The sequence below is a fragment of the Helicobacter mastomyrinus genome (genome assembly GCF_039555295.1).
Classification (GTDB): domain Bacteria; phylum Campylobacterota; class Campylobacteria; order Campylobacterales; family Helicobacteraceae; genus Helicobacter_C; species Helicobacter_C mastomyrinus.
Genome location: NZ_CP145316.1, coordinates 2,062,523 through 2,079,494 on the forward strand (window position 1 = coordinate 2,062,523; position 16,972 = coordinate 2,079,494).

A 16,972-nucleotide genomic window follows, 5' to 3' on the forward strand; every position below is an offset into this window, starting at 1 on the left:
CTACGATAACTTTCGCCGCTTTTGCGCTTAAGTTAAAGAATCCGTTGTAAAATCTTAATCTCAATGAACGATTTAAGAGATTTAAAGGAACTAAGTGAAGCATCTCCCTAATATATTAAGCATATCGCGGATTTTTCTAGCTATTTTATTGCTTTTTGTTGCCTTGCATTATGATAGTATTTTGCCTGATTGTGTTCATAGAAGTTGGGTGAATTATCTCACTTGTTTGATTTTTTGTATTGCCTCTTTGACGGATTTTTTTGATGGCTATATTGCACGCGAATATCATCTGCACTCGCGTTTTGGTGAGGTATTTGACCCATTGGCGGATAAAATGCTGATCTTATCCGCTTTTATTGCATTATTGATGTTGGATAGGGCTTCTCCGTGGGCGGCGTTTCTTATCCTCTCACGCGAGTTTTTTATCACAGGATTGCGTGTAATGGTGGCTGGAAGCGGAGCGAGTGTAGCAGCAAGTAATACTGGTAAATATAAGACAGGAGCACAAATTACTGCTATTGCATTTTTATTAGCCGATTTCTTTCCAGGCGGGGAAGTCCTTCTGTGGATTGCTGTCGCACTCACATTGTATTCTGGGGCAGACTATACACTTAAATATATGAAGAGTCTTTAATTTATGAGTATTTTTATTGCACTTTTGATTCTATCTTTCTTAGTTTTTTTCCACGAGTTAGGGCATTTTATTGTGGCAAGGCTTTGTGGGGTGAGTGTAGAAGTCTTTAGTATTGGTTTTGGTAAAAAAATAGCAAGTGTGTATATAGGACACACACAATACGCCCTCTCTCTTATCCCGCTTGGTGGCTATGTGAAGCTCAAAGGGCAAGATGACACAAATCCAAAAACACAAAACAATGAGCCAGATTCATATCTGGCAAAGTCCCCCTATCAACGTATAGCGATTTTACTCGCTGGACCTTTGTTTAATCTGCTTTTGGCATTTATGCTCTATGTGGCTGTGGGTATGGGGGGCAAGATAAGTTTGCTACCTATCGTGGGTGAAGTGAGAGCAGACTTCCCCGCGCAAAAAGCTGGGATACAAGCAGGGGATAGAATCTTAAGCATTAATGGTAAAGGGATAAAGACGTGGGAAGAGTTGGATTCTATGATTATCCACACAGATGGTGAGCTACACATACAGATTGAACGCAAAAATACAAATGATGTAGTCTATCTTTTTGAAACTACCCTTACTCCCATACAGCAGGGGAGTAAAAATATTTTTGGTGAGCCTATTATGCGTAATATGATAGGTATTGCAAGCAGTGGTGTTACGGGTGAGGTCAAATATAATGCTTTAGAAAGTCTAAGCTATGGTATAGATGAGACGTTTAAGGCTAGCACACTCATCGCGCAGAGTATTGTAAAGCTTATAAGCGGTGTAGTGCCTAGCAGTGAGGTTGGCGGCGTGGTGAGCATTGTATCTGTGATAGGCTCAGCTTCTAATAACGGCTGGGTTACATTATTTTGGCTTACTGCACTTATATCTGTAAATCTTGGGATTTTGAATCTCCTGCCTATCCCTGCACTTGATGGAGGGCATATTATGTTTAATTGTTATGAGATGATTATGCACACCCCTCCGAATGAAAATGTGATGTATTATCTTACACTTTGTGGCTGGGCGATACTCTTGGCATTAATGTTATTAGGATTGTATAATGATATATTGCGTTTGTCATTTTAGGGAGAGCAGATGTTAGCATTAAATCTTGAGAGAATCTTGCGGCGGATTGAACGCGCACGTTTGGCATATAATGCACATCATATCGTATCGCTTGTGGCAGTGAGTAAATATCAAACCCAAGCAGATATACGCGCACTCTATGAATGCGGACAACGAGCCTTTGGAGAAAACAAAGTCCAAGATTTACGTGCTAAATGCGAGGAGTTAGAGGATTTGCCATTAGAGTGGCATTTTATTGGTTCCTTGCAGGAAAATAAAATCAATACTTTGCTTTCTTTGCAGCCCACGCTTTTGCATAGCCTAGATTCTCTTAAACTTGCTCAAGCATTGCAAAAGCGATTAGGAGAGCGAAAACTAAGAGCATTATTGCAAGTGAATGCGGCAAATGAAGCAAGTAAAAGCGGCGTGAGCGCAGAAACTGCTAAGACAATTTATGAAGAAATCTTGAGCACTTGCCCTAGTATTATGCTAGAAGGCGTGATGTGTATTGGCGCACATAGTGAGAATAGGGCTGATATTGAAGCAAGTTTCAAGCGTACTCGTGATGTGTTTGATACCTTGCAAGATAAGGGTGCGAAAATACTTTCTATGGGAATGAGTGGGGATTTTGAAATGGCTATTGCGTATGGGGCGAATCTCGTGCGAATTGGCTCAAAATTATTTGAGAGGAAGTAAGATGAAAATATTATGGCTTATGGGTATATGTGCTTGCTTGGTATTTGCAGAAGGGAGACTTACGTGCATTATGCAAGATATGGAGTATGCAATGAGTCTCATTGAAAAGGGCATTTTGTATAGTAATCAGGTATGGCTTGATGAAGGTTTGCAAAAATTTAAAATCCTTAATAAAGAATTAAGACAAGTTGATCCTAATACATATCTTGAAGCATCGCAAAGACGCGATACCAATGTAGTGAGTGGAATCATTAATCGGCAAGTTGAAAACATAGAAGTATTAGAGAAGTTTTTTAAGAATAATGAGATTGCAAAGGGCGCTGCCGTATATGGAAGAATTCTCGCTGGGTGCGTTAGTTGTCATAATCTCATACGCACAACTCCTCTATAGAATCTATCGTTTTTTATCCTTTAAGATGTGATGCTTGCAGGATTATCCCTTGATGTGTCGCAATGGCGTAGCAATATAGCCCATTTGTTTAGAGTAGCAATATATAATTCCCAATTACTTTATGATTATGGGGGAGATGATGAAAATCCTTGATGTGCGCTCAAAAGACTTTGAAACTAGCTTCAAAGCACTTCTAGCACGTGGCAAAATGGATATAAAAGAGGTATCCTCTGTCGTAGAATCCTTACTTGATGAGATAAAACAAAATGGCTTAGAGGCTATAAAAGCACATATTGCGCGGTTTGATAAATGGGAAGCCCATACTTTGCAAGATATAGCTATCACGCCACAAGAGTGCCTTAAGGCTTATAATGAGCTATCTGCTGAGCTAAAATCCGCCATCCACCTTGCCTATGATAGAATTTACGCCTTTCATCAAAAGCAAAAAACACAAAGTTGGATTGATTGTGAAGATAATGGCAGTATACTCGGCGTGAAGGTTACCCCCATAGAGCGAGCTGGGCTGTATATACCCGGTGGTAAGGCAGCTTACCCAAGCTCACTTTTGATGAATGCCATTCCAGCCATTGTCGCAGGGGTGAAAGAAATTGTGGTATGCTCCCCCACACCGCACAATAGCCCTAATCCCCTTTTGCTCGCCGCTTTGCATTTATGTGGCATTACTGAAATCTACAAAGTAGGCGGGGCGAGTGCCATAGGGTTTATGGCGTATGGTTGTAAGGAGATTCCAAAGGTTGATGTGATTAGCGGTCCGGGCAATATTTTTGTCGCTTGTGCGAAAAAGCTGGTGTTCGGGGAGGTCAATATCGATATGATAGCCGGTCCTAGCGAGATTGCCATTATCGCTGATAAGGGCGCAAATCCCACCTATGTTGCCTATGATTTGCTCTCACAAGCTGAACACGATGAAATGGCAAGTGCCATTCTTGTGAGTGATGATATGCGACTTATCGAATCTGTGCGCTCGCATATTCAGGCATTTTTGCCCACAATGCCTAGAAATGCCATCGCGCAAAAAAGTATAGAAAATCGCGCCGTGATGATACACACACGCAATTTACAAGAGAGTATAGATATAGTTAATACTCTTGCACCTGAGCATTTGGAGATACTTACTGCTACACCATTTGAGGCGCTTCCGTATATCAAACACGCCGGAGCTATATTCTTGGGAGAATATGCAAGTGAGCCTATCGGGGATTATCTCGCTGGTCCTAATCATACCTTGCCTACTGGCGGCAGCGCGCGATTTTTTTCACCCCTTAGTGTAGAAAATTTTGTCAAAAAAAGCTCTATTATTGCCTTTTCTGCCAAGGCACTTAAAGAAATGGGTGAATCTTGTGCGCGATTAGCCCAATGTGAATCTCTTGACACACACGCACAAGCAGTTTTAGCACGATTAGATTCTATAAAATCACAAAAGGAGTAGGAATGGACGCATTTTTTGAAGGTACACCTTTGCAAAAATGGCAGGAGATTATACATAATGCATCGCCTACGCTTGTTAGCTTAGAGTTAGAATCTTTGCTAGAGCGGATTGCTATTTATGAAATGCTTTTGCATAAGCAGGGCATTGATGCACAGCTCGCCCTCGAGCAATCTCGCTTTGATGAAAGTATTCTTGTAGAATTAGAAGAGATGAAAAATAATCTTGCTATAGATTCTATGGCAAAAATATTGAGCAATCATGAATAAAATCATTTTGATTTTTTTGTTTTTGATATGTTTTGAATCTATGCATGCAGCTTCTCCTGTGTGGCTTTGGAAAAAGAGTCTTTCTCTTGAAAAAGAGCAAGTTTATACAGCACATTTTAAGGTCGGTGGGGTGCAAAAAGAGTTGAGATTCCGCTGGACGTTGTTCAAAAACTATGGTTTAGTACTCCATCTTAATTATGATAAATTTAATCACCAAATAGTGCTTTACACAGATTATCAACGCAATGCTTATAAAATCCCGCTTGGTATGGAGGATAGAGCCTATAAAGATAAGCCACATTTGGTGATGTATTTTAAATCTTTTAGCGATGAAAAGGCGCATTTGAATCTGTATATAGAAGGGCAGGGGGTGGCTGTGCTTGATGATTCTCTATTGCAAACAGAGGGAGCATAAATGAATATGGAACTTGCAATAGGGCGGATTAAGGCTTATATTAATGAATACATTGCAGAATGCAATAATGAGGAGATTAGTACTCTTTGCGGACATTTGCAATATGGTAAAATGCTTCGCAGTAAGCTTTTGCTAAGTATTAGCGGTATGAGTGAAGAGGCATTAAGGGTATGTACGTTTATTGAGATGATACAGAGTGCCTCACTCTTGCACGATGATGTGATTGATAATGCACAAACGCGCAGAGGTGCACCCTCTATCAATGCCACATTTGGTAATAAAAATGCCATTATGCTAGGCGATGTGCTGTATTCTAAGGCATTTTGTGAGCTAAGTGCATTTCATACAGAAATCGCACAAAGTATCTCCTCTGCTGTAGTGCGCTTAAGCATTGGCGAGATTGAAGATGTGCGACTTTCTACTGCCTTTCACACAGATAGGCAATCTTATATTCGTATGTGTGCGGATAAGACAGCCGCGCTAATTGTTGCCGCAGCAGAGTGTGGTGCGATACTTAAAGGCTTAAATAAGCATATTTATCGAATCTATGGAGAAAATCTAGGCATAGCCTTTCAAATTATTGATGATATTTTAGATATTACGCAAGATTCTCAAACACTCGGTAAGCCCTCAATGAGCGACTTTAAGGAGGGTAAGACGACTTTGCCTTATATGGATTTGTATGATTGTCTTGATGATGGTGATAAAGAAAGGCTAAGTGCATATTGTGGCGTGGATTTAAATGAGGCAGAAGAAGCGTGGATACAAGCCCAAATGCGTAATTATAATGTTATAAGCAAAAGTATTACTAAAGCTCAATCTTACGCAAATAAGGCTTTAGAGGCGATTGCTAATGAGGGCAATGAACATCTTAACGAGATGATTAAGCAGATGTTGCAGCGGACATTTTAGGAGAGTGTGATGCAGGAAAAGATTCAAATGCAATATATGGTAGTGAGTTTTTCTCATAAAAATGTGGATATTGCTACGCGTGAGCAGCTTAGCATAAAAGAAGCGCAGATTATCCCTTTTTTGCAAGAGATTAATGCGTGCGAATCTATTAGAGAGAGTATTTTGCTTTGCACCTGTAATCGCATAGAGCTTTATGTGAGTATGCACGATAGAAAGGCGGCTAGAGAGCATATTTATGCGTGTTTTGCGCATTTTAGCACTATGGCATTAGAAAAAATCAAAGAAATGGCGATTGTGCGCTTGAACGAATATGCGATTTATCATATTTTTGGTGTGGCTTCAAGCCTTGATAGCCTTGTCATCGGGGAGACGCAAATCACAGGACAGCTTAAGAGTGCTTATAAACTTGCCTTTGATAATGGCTTATGTGCTAAGGATATGACACGTTTGATGCACTTTGCCTTTAAATGCGCAGCAAGTGTGCGCAAACAAACCGATATTTCAGCTCATAGCGTGTCTGTTGCCTCTACTGCAGTATGTATGGCAGCACAAAAACTCGCTCAAAATGCACAGAGTTTGGAATCTTTACCCGTTTTGGTTGTCGGTAGTGGAGAAATGGGGAGACTAGCCTGTAAGCATTTGCTCAATATGAAGGCTAATATTACGCTTATAAGCCGCACACAAAGCCACGCGCAAGAATTAGCTTTAGAGTTTGGAGGGCAGATTCATATAGAATCTTATGAGAGATTAGCAGAGCTTGTAAATCAATTTCCTCTACTTTTTAGTGCTACGAGTGCACCTGAATATGTGATTACTAAAGATATGCTAAGACCGAGCCAAACGCAAAGGTGGTGGTTTGACTTAGCCTTGCCACGCGATATAGAATCTATAAATGATGAGAGGGTGCAGATTTTTTGTGTAGATGATTTGCAAGAAGTGGTACAAGAGCATAAAAGTGCAAGGGAGGAGAGTGCAAAAAGCGCGCATAAAATCGTAGAGCAATTTACGAGTAATTTTTTTGCTTGGTTGCAAACTTTAAGTGTTGAGCCTGTGATTAAGCATATCCGCTATTTGGCTAAGGAATCTGCCCTCAAAGAGCTAGATAGAGCGATTAAAAAAGGGTTTTTGCCACAAGAGTGTCGCCAGAGTGTGGAAAAGATTTTGCACGGGGCGTTTAATACCTTTCTGCATCAGCCTACAATGCGCCTACGTGCTGCAAGTGAGAGCCATCAGGGTGATCCTATTATCGAGGCAATGAAAAGTATGTTTGATATTAATGATGAGATTGTTATGTTGAATGGCTACAAATGCGAGAAAGATACTACTTTTTAAAGGAAGATTATGAAGTTTTCACAACTTTTTGTTAGCACACTTAAAGAAGCCCCCAAAGATGCTGTGTTAAAAAGCCATCAATACCTTGTCCGTGGAGGATTCATACAGCAGATAGGCAGTGGTATTTATAACTTTTTGCCCTTAGGGAAAAAGCTCCTTGATAAAGTCCGCGCGATTGTCAAAGAGGAGATGGACGCCACAGGAGCGCAAGAAGTGCTTATGGGGTTTGTTACCCCCGCGGAGCTATGGCGAGAATCTGGGCGATATGAGAAATATGGTAAGGAGCTTTTACGTTTTGCAGATAGGAAAGAGAATGAATTTGTGCTAGGACCTACGCACGAGGAGGCAGTTACATACATTGCTAAAAGCACTCTTAAAAGCTACAAGCAGCTACCTGTGCATCTCTATCAAATCCATACAAAATTCCGCGATGAATTGCGTCCGCGCTTTGGGCTTATGCGTGGGCGTGAATTTATAATGAAAGACGGATACAGCTTCCATAGTAGCACAGAGGATTTAGATAGGGAATTTAATGTAATGGAGGCTACTTATAAGCGAATTTTAGAGCGTATGGGCGTGGATTTTAAGGTTGTAGAGGCAGATTCTGGAGCGATTGGTGGGAGTGGGAGTAAGGAATTTATGGTGTTAGCTCCTTGCGGTGAGGATACGATTGTCGTATGCAAGGATTGTGAGTATGGTGCGAATATTGAGATTGGCACTAGAAAGCCCCGCACTACCCCTCGTCTAAATGAAGTAAAATATGATAGCAATCCCCCACGGGCAGCCTTTGCAAAGTTCCACACACCTGATGCAACCACAATAGAATCTCTAAGCACATTTTTTAAGGTGGATAAGTTTTTTACCATTAAGGCGATTGTGAAAAAGGCAATGAGGGCGGATAATAGCGGGGAATTGGTGTATTTTTTCGTGCGGGGTGATGATGATGGCGAGGAGACAAAAATGTTTAACACCCTTAATCGCAAGGATAGTAGCTTTTTGCTACTAGATGATGCGAGTGTAGAGGAGATTAGGGCTGTGGGGCTTGAAGTAGGATTCATAGGTCCTTATGGATTACGTCATATCACGCAGAGTGAGCATATTTATTTTGATGAGAACTTAAGGGAGGCTTCAAACCTTATTTGTGGGGCGAATGAGAGAGATTTTCACTTTGTAGGTGTGGATTTAAGCACATTTGAAGGCTTAGAATATGCTGATTTAGCAGTGGCAAAAGAAGGAGATTTATGCCCTAGATGTAGCGGGGAGCTTTACTATACTAAAGGCATAGAGGTGGGGCATATTTTTAAGCTAGGCACAAAGTATTCGAGTGCATTAAATGCGGAGTTTTTGAATAAAGAGGGCAAGAGTGAACCTTTCATTATGGGTTGCTATGGCTTTGGAATCTCGCGCATTTTGCCGGCGATTTTGGAGCAAAAAAGCGATGATTTGGGCTGTGTGTGGAGTAGGGAGGTGAGCGTTTTTGATATAGTGATTGTGATTTCAAACATTAAAGATAGCACACAAAGTCAATTTGCCTTTGCTTTATATGAGAATCTTAAGGCACAGGGCGTTGATGTGCTGCTTGATGAGCGTGATGAGCGATTTGGTGCAAAAATGAAAGATTTTGAGCTATTGGGATTTTATTGTGCGTTGATTGTGGGCAAGGCATTAGCAGAACAGAAAGTGGAGCTTGTTTTGCGTGAGGGATTGCAGAAAATAGAGTTAGATGCGCACGATTCTGCAAAGCTTGTAGGGCGGCTGCTTGGGATATTAGGAGGGGAAAATGTCTCATAAAACATTGACTATTGGCACACGAGGGAGTGCGTTGGCATTATGGCAGGCTGAATATATCAAATCCCGCCTTGAAAATGAATGCAATATCTTATCTCGCATTCAAATCGTCAAAACAAAGGGTGATAAGATACTTGATGTGCCATTGGCAAAAATCGGCGGCAAGGGGCTTTTTACAAAGGAGCTTGAGGAGCTGCTTTTGAGCGGAGAGATTGACTTAGCCGTGCATAGCCTTAAAGATGTGCCGGTGGAGTTTGTGAATGGGCTTGAGTTAGCTGCTATTACTGAACGTGAGGATTGTAGGGATAGCTTTTTGAGTATGTGTCATCCTAGTATTGAATCTTTGCCACAAGGTGCAAAAGTAGGCACAACCTCGCTTCGCCGCTCTATGCAGATAAAGAAGTTTCGCCCGGATTTAGACACGCTAAGTCTAAGGGGGAATGTGCAAACGCGTTTGCAAAAACTGCGCGATGGGGTATTTGATGCGATTATCTTAGCACAAGCGGGTATTAAGCGACTAGGGCTTAGCACAAATGATGTGGCATATATCGCACCTTTGGCTTTTATGATTCCAGCGATGGGGCAGGGTGCGTTGGGGATTGAAATGCGTAGTGATAGTGCGTATTTTGATACTATCACTAGACTTACCCACGCTCCTACTGCGCTGTGCGTGAGTGCAGAAAGGGCGTTTGTGCGAGAGCTAGAGGGCGGGTGTCAAGTGCCTATTGGCGTGTATGCGGAATATACAGACAAGAATCTTTGTTTAAAGGCTATCGTCGGGCTACCCGATGGCAGTGAGACAATAGAGGAGTATTTACAAGGAAAGATAGCATTAGCAGATATAAGAGCAGGGGAGAATCTAGGACGCACACTCGCACAGAGGTTTATCGTAAAAGGCGCGAGAGAGCTACTCACTCGTGCGCAAAAAATGGCATTTGTGTAAAACGATAGTTTTACACTATAAGTATTTCTAAGACTTGAGTCTTGTATAATGGAAAGTATGCTTTATGGAAGGGATAAAAGGAGAATGGGTTTAAGTGTAGTTAAAAGTTTAAAGGTTGCCTAGGGCAACCTTTAAGAGAGATTAGAAATCCCATTTGATTCTTACACCAGCTATTACGCTCCCTTGCTTATTGCTACTAGCTATAAGAAGTTTTGAAGTTTTTTTGCCTTCTGTGTTATAAAATGTAACTTGAGGAGCGACTTCAACATTTGCATTCGCCTTGTAGGGGAGCTGTAAGAATGCAGCGTAGCTGTGGATAGGACCACTTTGAGCGCTTCCTCCATAGGTAGCTTGATAACCAGCTCCAAGGATAAGAGATACATCTTGGCTTAATTTTGTGCCAAATTCTACCTTGCCCCCAGCAATTTCTGCGCCTAAGCCTACGCCATTACCTACGCTGGTAAAAGTATATCCACCTTTACTATAAGCTCCGGCAATTTGCTCACCATAGAGATAGCCGTTTTTACCATATTGTGCTACAAGTGAAAGGAATGAATTTCCAAAAGTAGGACGCAAGCCTAACCAAATATGATAAGCGTGTGTGCCGGGATTTGTTGCAATAAGGGAATTGTCAGGATTTATTGAGCCACTATTATAGTATTTGTATGAACCAGCAATTTTAAAAAATGGCTGTCCTTTATCATTATTAATCGTATAGTTTGCTGCGATACGAGGTGTTTCTTGATTGGGATTGTTGTTTGTCCCACTCCAACCATTCCCTCTTACATCTTCAAGCACACCGATGCTGAATCCTGCGATATTATATTGAAGCTGAATGTGGCGTTTAGCTGTTGGCAAACCACCAAAACCCACCATACCGCTATCAATATTGAGCCAGTTGCTACTAAAGCCATTATCAAAGCTTGGCGAATTTGTCTTACCAAAAAGCACTACCCCATATCCTGTATCATAGGATCCCCAATATTGTCTATAAGGAGCCGTTGTATTTCCATCTGCTGCAGGAATCACATCAGCTTCTCTTGCACCAAATTCCACATTCGCCTTGAATTTACCCATTTGCGCCCTTACACCAAATTGCGAGTTACTTTGCAATCCAAAGAGGAATGCTGCTGGATCTTCTGCTTTTGTGCTTTCACTATAGCCCATAAAACCACGAATAGAGCCATATATCTCAACTTTTTTATCATCATCGCTGTATATCTCAATTGCGCTTGCTGGCAATACAAGAAAAGCCGATAATGCACCACTTACAAGAACCTTTTTCATTAGAAACCTCCTAAAAAGTTGTTTGTTCAAATAATGAACTAAAACTATTATTGTTTAAAATAGAGGACTTGTCAATAAAAATATAAAATTTATAGAAGATAAAGTGAAAAATATATACATATCTTTTAAATTTTTCATTTAACGTAAGTTATATTTATCTTTTATTTAATAATATTTACTTAAGAAAAATATTTATTGCTTGATAAGTTGCATAAATTCTGCACGAGTTTTAGAATCTTTTTTAAACAAGCCTCTTAGTGCAGAAGTGATAATATGTGATTGCTGCTGTTTGCCACGCATTTCAAGACAGAGATGCCGTGCCTCACAAACGACCATTACGCCCTTTGGTTGTAATTCTTGAGTGAGTGAATCTGCTATCTCTGCGGTTAAACGCTCTTGAATCTGCAAACGATGCGTGAAAACTTCTGCCAACCGTGCTAATCCACTGATGCCCACAAGTTTATTTTGCGGAATATAGCCAATGGAGAGTGTGCCAAAAAATGGTAAGAGATGATGTTCGCACATTGAATAAAATGACAATTTCTTAAGCACTATCATTTCATCACATACACCATCTTCAAATACCTCTCCTAAAGCGTCTTTTGGACTTTTGCCATAGCCATTTAGTATATCTGTAAGGCTTTGTGCTAAACGCTTTGGTGTATGGACTAAGCCCTCACGGGCAGGATTCTCCCCTATATGGCTGCATAATGTACCAAAAAATATTTTGAGTTGCTGCTCTAGATTCATTGTTTGCCTTATTTTAATGTATTGCTTAAATGCTAAAAATGCGCTCCAAGCAAGGCTTTTATGCGATTTTGTATGCTAGGGTGAGTGCTTAGAATCTCCCCCTTACTAAAAAGATAGGCATTTGCGCGTGTGGGATTTGGCTCTTGGTAATTATTTTGTGCATAATCTTGGCTGATTTTCTGCAGTGCCCTTATCATAGGCTTACTATCCCTCATCAAATATGCCGCACCAGAATCTGCCATATACTCGCGATTACGACTGATAAAGAGGCTTAAAACAAGTGTAAGCAAAGGCAGCACAAACTGCAATACAAGTAAAATCATTCGCGCACTCCGCGCACCTTGAGAATTACCTGAACTAAAGTAAAAGGCAAAGATATTTACCCCTAAGAGCATAATATTGCTTAGAATCCCAACGCACATTGTCAATCGCACATCGCCGTGCCTGATATGGCTTAGTTCGTGGGCGATGACAGCCTTTAGCTCATCTTCATCAAGCTTGTCTAAAAGTGCGGAGGTAATGGCTATCATTGAGTTATTGGCATTCCAACCGCTTGCAAAGGCATTCATATAAGGGGCTTCTATGATGTAAAGGGCAGGCTCAAAGGGACATTTTGCCTTTTTAAGCAGATCTTGGAAGACGCCATAGAGACGAGATTCTCTGCGAGAGAGGACAAGAGTGGGATTGATACGTTTATATTCATTCCCACTTAGCATAATACGTGAGAATTGCCCGAGACTAAAGCAGATAATGGCAAATGCTATCACTGCCATACCAAAGGTAATGAGCGGAAATTCTCTTCCACTTAAGAGGAGAAAAAATCCTTCTTGCAAAGTAGGGGCATTTAAGCGGATAATATCGGCTAAAAGCCCAATGAGTGCAAAAATCACCATATATACACATAAAACCATATAGGTTTTATATCGGTTCATAGCAATGATTCGCTCAAAATGGGAGGTCATAGGCATATATCCTTATTGTCTCCTACCAAATGTAATGGCATAAGTGCTATTACGTAAATCAAATAATGGATCTTGTGGCTCTCCCACACCACTAGGCAATACGCCGGGCATAAATACATCTCCATTGCAATCTGTGCCATCATATTTTTTTACCCTCAATGTGCCTACTTCTAGTTCTTTGTGCTCACCGCTCCATAAGGCAGTCGTATCATTGGTTACATCATTAGGATTGGCAAAAACAAGCACCATTTTGTATTCGATAGGTTTTTTTGCTAACTTAGCCTTTGCATCAGATTCTAAAAAATTATCATCTTTAGTCTTTAGCTCATCTTGGCTTAGATAAGAGACACCATTTGTTGGGACAAATTTAAATCGTGCGGGGAGTATTTCTTGAGTTTTAGAATCTTTTACAAAAAATGTGTGAATACTATGATACATAGTGTTTGCCACACTGCCAGTGATACCCATTTTAGCAAGGTAGGCTTCATAATTGCGGAATGAAGCGACTTGTTGGGTGCGTTTTTGAATATTTTTTGTATCAACTTTGCCATTTTTGGGGACTTTCATAGCAAAAAAATCCCAAAACTCTTTTGGATTCTTGGCAAAGTTGATTTCTGTATTGAGCACAACCATTTCCCAATTATCTGTTTTACCATTGAGCTTAAGGGCTAAACCTCTTGCTTTAGACTTATCACTCGCATTTGGATTTCCTCCACCAAGTGAAAAGCGCACTTGTGTGGGAATAGATTTTTGAGATAAAAGGGGAATGTCTAGGGTTTTTGTAATGCCTTTTGCTGGGAGAAACTCTCCAGTAGCGCAGAAACCTTTTGTGTGATTGATTTTTTTATGCGGGTTATTTTTATCGCCATTAAGTGTATAAAAAATATCAGCTATTTTTTGAGCATCATGCTCTTCTTTTGCGTGTATGCTTGAGAGAAGCACAGAAGAGCATAGCCCTGCTATAAGGATTTTACCAATAGAAGATAGATTTGACATAATGTTCCTTAATGCTGAGATTAAAACGAGATTCTAAAATATATATACTTAAATATTATTTATAGCCAATGAGTGGTTTTGATATGTTAATGTGCGTAGAAAAGGCTATGGGCTTTACCCATAGCTCAAATATTATTGCTTGAGGTTAAGAAGAGTGTTAAGAATCTGGTCGGAGGTCGTTACGGCTTTTGAATTTGCTTGGAATCCTCTCTGAACTACAATAAGCTGTGTGAGAGATCGGCTTAAGTCCACATTACTCATCTCTAGCTTACTGCCCGATACCCCACCTCTACGTCCTGTGTTTGCTGCGCCAATCATTGGCTCTCCGGAATTTCCTGTTTGGGAAAATACATTGCCACCTTCAGCTTGCAAACCTGTGTTGTTCGCAAAATTTGCAAGGGCAACTTGTGCTAGAGCAATAGAGCGTCCATTACTAAAAGCCCCAAGCAATGAGCCATTGGAGTCAAAGCGAATATCCATCAAATCCCCTGCTTGATAGCCATTTTGATTAATGGAATAGGTTTCGGAGATTTTATCCACACTTGTTAATCCCCCAAATGTTTCATTCGCGCCAAATTTAAGCTCAAGCCTTTGTGGTCCCTTGCTTCCATTTTTTGGGTCAAATTGTAATATGGGAGGATTCATACCCGAAAGCGAACCATCGCCGTTAAAAGTTGCCCTTCCTCCTTCAAAGACATTGGGCTTGCTTGCAGAGCCACCGATAAATTGTGCTGGTTCAGGCACTATGGCTCTAAAGCTCCATACTGCATCACCTGTTTTCCAAAATTCAAAGCGAATGTTATGCTTACTTCCTAAACTATCGACAATATCTACGCTTGTAGCGTGTGTGGCTTTTGTAATTTTGCTTGTGCTAACCGATGAGCCTCCTTCGATGAGTGAAGCGGTGTTGAGGGCTTTCATCGTTTCTTTGAAAAGCACGTTATTAGTTACATTTTCGGAGAAGTGGCTTGTAACATAAAGGCTAAGATTGCGCTGCTCTTCATCATCTTCATCATTGCGATTGATAATCTCAAACATACCCCAATTATTAATCGTTACCCCTACTGAAGCGGTGCTTTCATGGTAAGTTTTTTCAGGATTCTTAATCATGTTTGCATCATATTGCATAAGGGCGCGTAAATCTTCAGTGGTTCTAAATTGTCCTGTAGTAGAATCTGCATCTTCAGATTTTGTATAGCGGTATCTAAAGGCGGTAATATCCTCTTCACCTTGAACAAACTCTTCAAATGCACCTGTTCCATCAGCAGTAATACGGATATTTTTGACTTTTTCACCGCCATCCATTTGATTGCGATTTTCAATTCTTAGCTGTCCTGAATCCACATAAGCACTTACACCTGTCTTATCACGGACGGAATTAATAGCATTTTGAGCTGCTACAATAGAGCTAATACCTGTAATTGCAGAATTATTTGAAAAGCTTATATTCTCTCCATTAATACCTATGGTGCTCACTTCATTGGTTGCTACAATTTCGTGTTTAATTGCAGCTGTTTTATAGCTCATCCAAATGCCTTGATTTTCATTGAGGGCAAAGGCATCTCCCTCATCGTTAAATAACACACCCATATCTTCACTTACTTGTGTAAGCATACCACGAGAATCATATACGGGGGCATTACCATCGGCTGTTGTTCGTGTTGTGGAATCAAGAGCGGCTACATCTCGTATTTGCTCTACGTGGCGTCCTGCATTAAGATTTGCACGTAATGTAATTGTTTTGGTTGCACGTGCAGGCATTACCATACCCGGGTCAATTTGAATATTTCTTATAGGTCCGGTATTATCTACCCTAAAGAAGTCAAAATCGCTCATTGTTTCAATTTCTGCAGATTCAAGTGGAGGGCGCACCCAGCCTTGCACGACATAGCCGCCTGTGGTTACAAGATTCCCATTTGCATCAAAGAGAAACTCACCATTACGCGTATAATTGTGTGTAGTGCCTCTATCAGGTGAAATAATGAAGAATCCATCACCCTCAATGGCTATATCTGTTTTAACATCAGTATTTTGTGTATTCCCTTGTGAAAACACCTTTGTTGTCGCATCAATCCCAACCCCTAAGCCGATTGAAAAGTCATTTTGCCCGCCTAACCCATTTTTATAGGGAGAAGTAGCAATAAGCTTGATTTGTGATAGCATATCCACAAAGGAAGCTCTTGAGTATTTAAAACCAACGGTATTAACATTGGCAATATTATTACTCTCCACATCAAGTGCAATTTGATGTGCCTGCATACCGCTAACACCTGACCACAAAGATCTTAACATATTGTATCCTTTCTTATAGAATCTAGCAATTTTATACCAAAAAGACAAGCAATATGTATTCCAAAAATAAGTATAGAGGATTGAAAAATATGAAGAGAGAAAAATCCCAAAAGTTAGCGTGTGCTTCCTACAGATGTTATTCGTGTTTTGCTTCTAAAGGCAGGTATGGCATTCCAAATAGATACAAGAAGGATTTTTTGAGCATCTTCTGGATTCATAAATTTATGTTTCATAAGCACCCTGCATACGAGGAGTTCATAGTATAATTTACCTACACCCCTATCATCAAGATAGGCTCTTTCAAAATCTCCACCAAAATATCGTGCTACATTACTCATACTGATTTCTTGATTGTTGAGTGTTTTTTTATAATCATTTGGGGAGGTATTAGGTGGAAATTTACTTACACGTGAGCTAATGAAAGTTAGGAGCTTTTCTTCTAAGTTTTGTATAAGCTCTAAAAAATGGACACTATTTTTGTCGATATGTTCCCTTGTGCGAATAGCTCGTTCCAGTGCATTTGGCTGAGAGCCTTTAACAAGAATGAGGGCGATTTGTGTTATCTTTGGTTCGGAGAGAATATTGATTACATATTGTTGCTTTATTTTTCCAGCCATATAGGATTGTTTTATATTATCAATTGCTTTGTCAAGATTAGGAGATTCAAACATTGTGTTAAAAATACCACACTCTTCTTTTGGGAGAAATTTTTGCAAATCTTCTTTATAATTCGTATTGGCGATAAAACCCTCTTCTTTGAGAACAAAAAACCTACGTACTAGGGTGTTTATGGTATTGAATTGCATAC

At 40.3% G+C, this 16,972-nt stretch carries 17 protein-coding genes; 11 read left to right on the top strand and 6 right to left on the bottom strand.

From position 1 onward, the window contains the following. Positions 1-94: 94 nt before the first annotated feature. The 11 genes from pgsA to hemC all read left to right on the top strand — a co-directional run bounded on the left by pgsA (position 95) and on the right by hemC (position 9,877). Positions 95-634, top strand: coding sequence for a CDP-diacylglycerol--glycerol-3-phosphate 3-phosphatidyltransferase (pgsA, locus tag V3I05_RS10495; protein ID WP_300448994.1), 540 nt, complete (start codon positions 95-97; stop codon positions 632-634). Between the two features lie 3 nt (positions 635-637). Then, positions 638-1,705, top strand: a complete 1,068-nt coding sequence (gene rseP, locus V3I05_RS10500; RefSeq protein WP_295702008.1) for an RIP metalloprotease RseP — start codon at positions 638-640, stop codon at positions 1,703-1,705. A 9-nt stretch (positions 1,706-1,714) separates the two neighbouring features. Continuing rightward, positions 1,715-2,380, top strand: coding sequence for a YggS family pyridoxal phosphate-dependent enzyme (locus tag V3I05_RS10505; protein WP_300448995.1), 666 nt, complete (start codon positions 1,715-1,717; stop codon positions 2,378-2,380). Between the two features lies 1 nt (position 2,381). Continuing rightward, positions 2,382-2,771: a hypothetical protein gene (locus V3I05_RS10510; protein WP_343353586.1), complete on the top strand. Its 390-nt coding sequence runs from the start codon at positions 2,382-2,384 to the stop codon at positions 2,769-2,771. A 139-nt stretch (positions 2,772-2,910) separates the two neighbouring features. Beyond that, on the top strand, positions 2,911-4,221 hold the full coding sequence (hisD, locus tag V3I05_RS10515; protein WP_343353587.1) for a histidinol dehydrogenase: 1,311 nt from the start codon (positions 2,911-2,913) through the stop codon (positions 4,219-4,221). A gap of 2 nt (positions 4,222-4,223) precedes the next feature. Then, positions 4,224-4,487 carry a DUF2018 family protein gene (locus tag V3I05_RS10520; RefSeq protein WP_295702014.1) on the top strand — a complete coding sequence of 88 codons (264 nt, stop codon included), beginning with the start codon at positions 4,224-4,226 and terminating at the stop codon, positions 4,485-4,487. Next, positions 4,480-4,902 carry a hypothetical protein gene (locus V3I05_RS10525; protein ID WP_300448997.1) on the top strand — a complete coding sequence of 141 codons (423 nt, stop codon included), beginning with the start codon at positions 4,480-4,482 and terminating at the stop codon, positions 4,900-4,902. The genes V3I05_RS10520 and V3I05_RS10525 overlap by 8 nt, the downstream gene beginning before the upstream one ends. Further along, on the top strand, positions 4,903-5,814 hold the full coding sequence (locus tag V3I05_RS10530) for a polyprenyl synthetase family protein (RefSeq protein WP_295702018.1): 912 nt from the start codon (positions 4,903-4,905) through the stop codon (positions 5,812-5,814). It begins immediately after the preceding gene. Positions 5,815-5,823: 9 nt separating this feature from the next. Then, on the top strand, positions 5,824-7,146 hold the full coding sequence (gene hemA / locus V3I05_RS10535) for a glutamyl-tRNA reductase (protein ID WP_343353590.1): 1,323 nt from the start codon (positions 5,824-5,826) through the stop codon (positions 7,144-7,146). 9 nt (positions 7,147-7,155) lie between these two features. Next, positions 7,156-8,937: a proline--tRNA ligase gene (locus V3I05_RS10540; protein ID WP_343353592.1), complete on the top strand. Its 1,782-nt coding sequence runs from the start codon at positions 7,156-7,158 to the stop codon at positions 8,935-8,937. Further along, positions 8,927-9,877, top strand: coding sequence for a hydroxymethylbilane synthase (gene hemC / locus V3I05_RS10545; RefSeq protein WP_343353593.1), 951 nt, complete (start codon positions 8,927-8,929; stop codon positions 9,875-9,877). Before V3I05_RS10540 ends, hemC begins: the two co-directional genes overlap by 11 nt. Positions 9,878-10,018: 141 nt before the next feature. On the opposite strand, the gene V3I05_RS10550 is transcribed toward hemC, so the two are convergent. From V3I05_RS10550 to V3I05_RS10575, 6 genes are all read right to left on the bottom strand, one after another. Next, positions 10,019-11,164, bottom strand: coding sequence for a hypothetical protein (locus tag V3I05_RS10550; RefSeq protein WP_343353595.1), 1,146 nt, complete (start codon positions 11,162-11,164; stop codon positions 10,019-10,021). Between the two features lie 192 nt (positions 11,165-11,356). Beyond that, positions 11,357-11,914: a GTP cyclohydrolase I FolE gene (gene folE / locus V3I05_RS10555; protein WP_300451762.1), complete on the bottom strand. Its 558-nt coding sequence runs from the start codon at positions 11,912-11,914 to the stop codon at positions 11,357-11,359. Positions 11,915-11,946: 32 nt separating this feature from the next. Beyond that, positions 11,947-12,876 (bottom strand): zinc metalloprotease HtpX, encoded by a 930-nt coding sequence (gene htpX / locus V3I05_RS10560; protein WP_343354264.1) that lies wholly within the window; start codon positions 12,874-12,876, stop codon positions 11,947-11,949. A 12-nt stretch (positions 12,877-12,888) separates the two neighbouring features. Then, on the bottom strand, positions 12,889-13,872 hold the full coding sequence (locus V3I05_RS10565; RefSeq protein ID WP_425531738.1) for a catalase: 984 nt from the start codon (positions 13,870-13,872) through the stop codon (positions 12,889-12,891). Positions 13,873-14,004: 132 nt separating this feature from the next. Continuing rightward, on the bottom strand, positions 14,005-16,164 hold the full coding sequence (flgE, locus tag V3I05_RS10570; RefSeq protein ID WP_295702031.1) for a flagellar hook protein FlgE: 2,160 nt from the start codon (positions 16,162-16,164) through the stop codon (positions 14,005-14,007). A 113-nt stretch (positions 16,165-16,277) separates the two neighbouring features. Next, complete coding sequence (locus tag V3I05_RS10575) at positions 16,278-16,970, bottom strand: hypothetical protein (RefSeq protein ID WP_343353597.1); 693 nt, start codon at positions 16,968-16,970, stop codon at positions 16,278-16,280. Positions 16,971-16,972 lie beyond the last annotated feature (2 nt).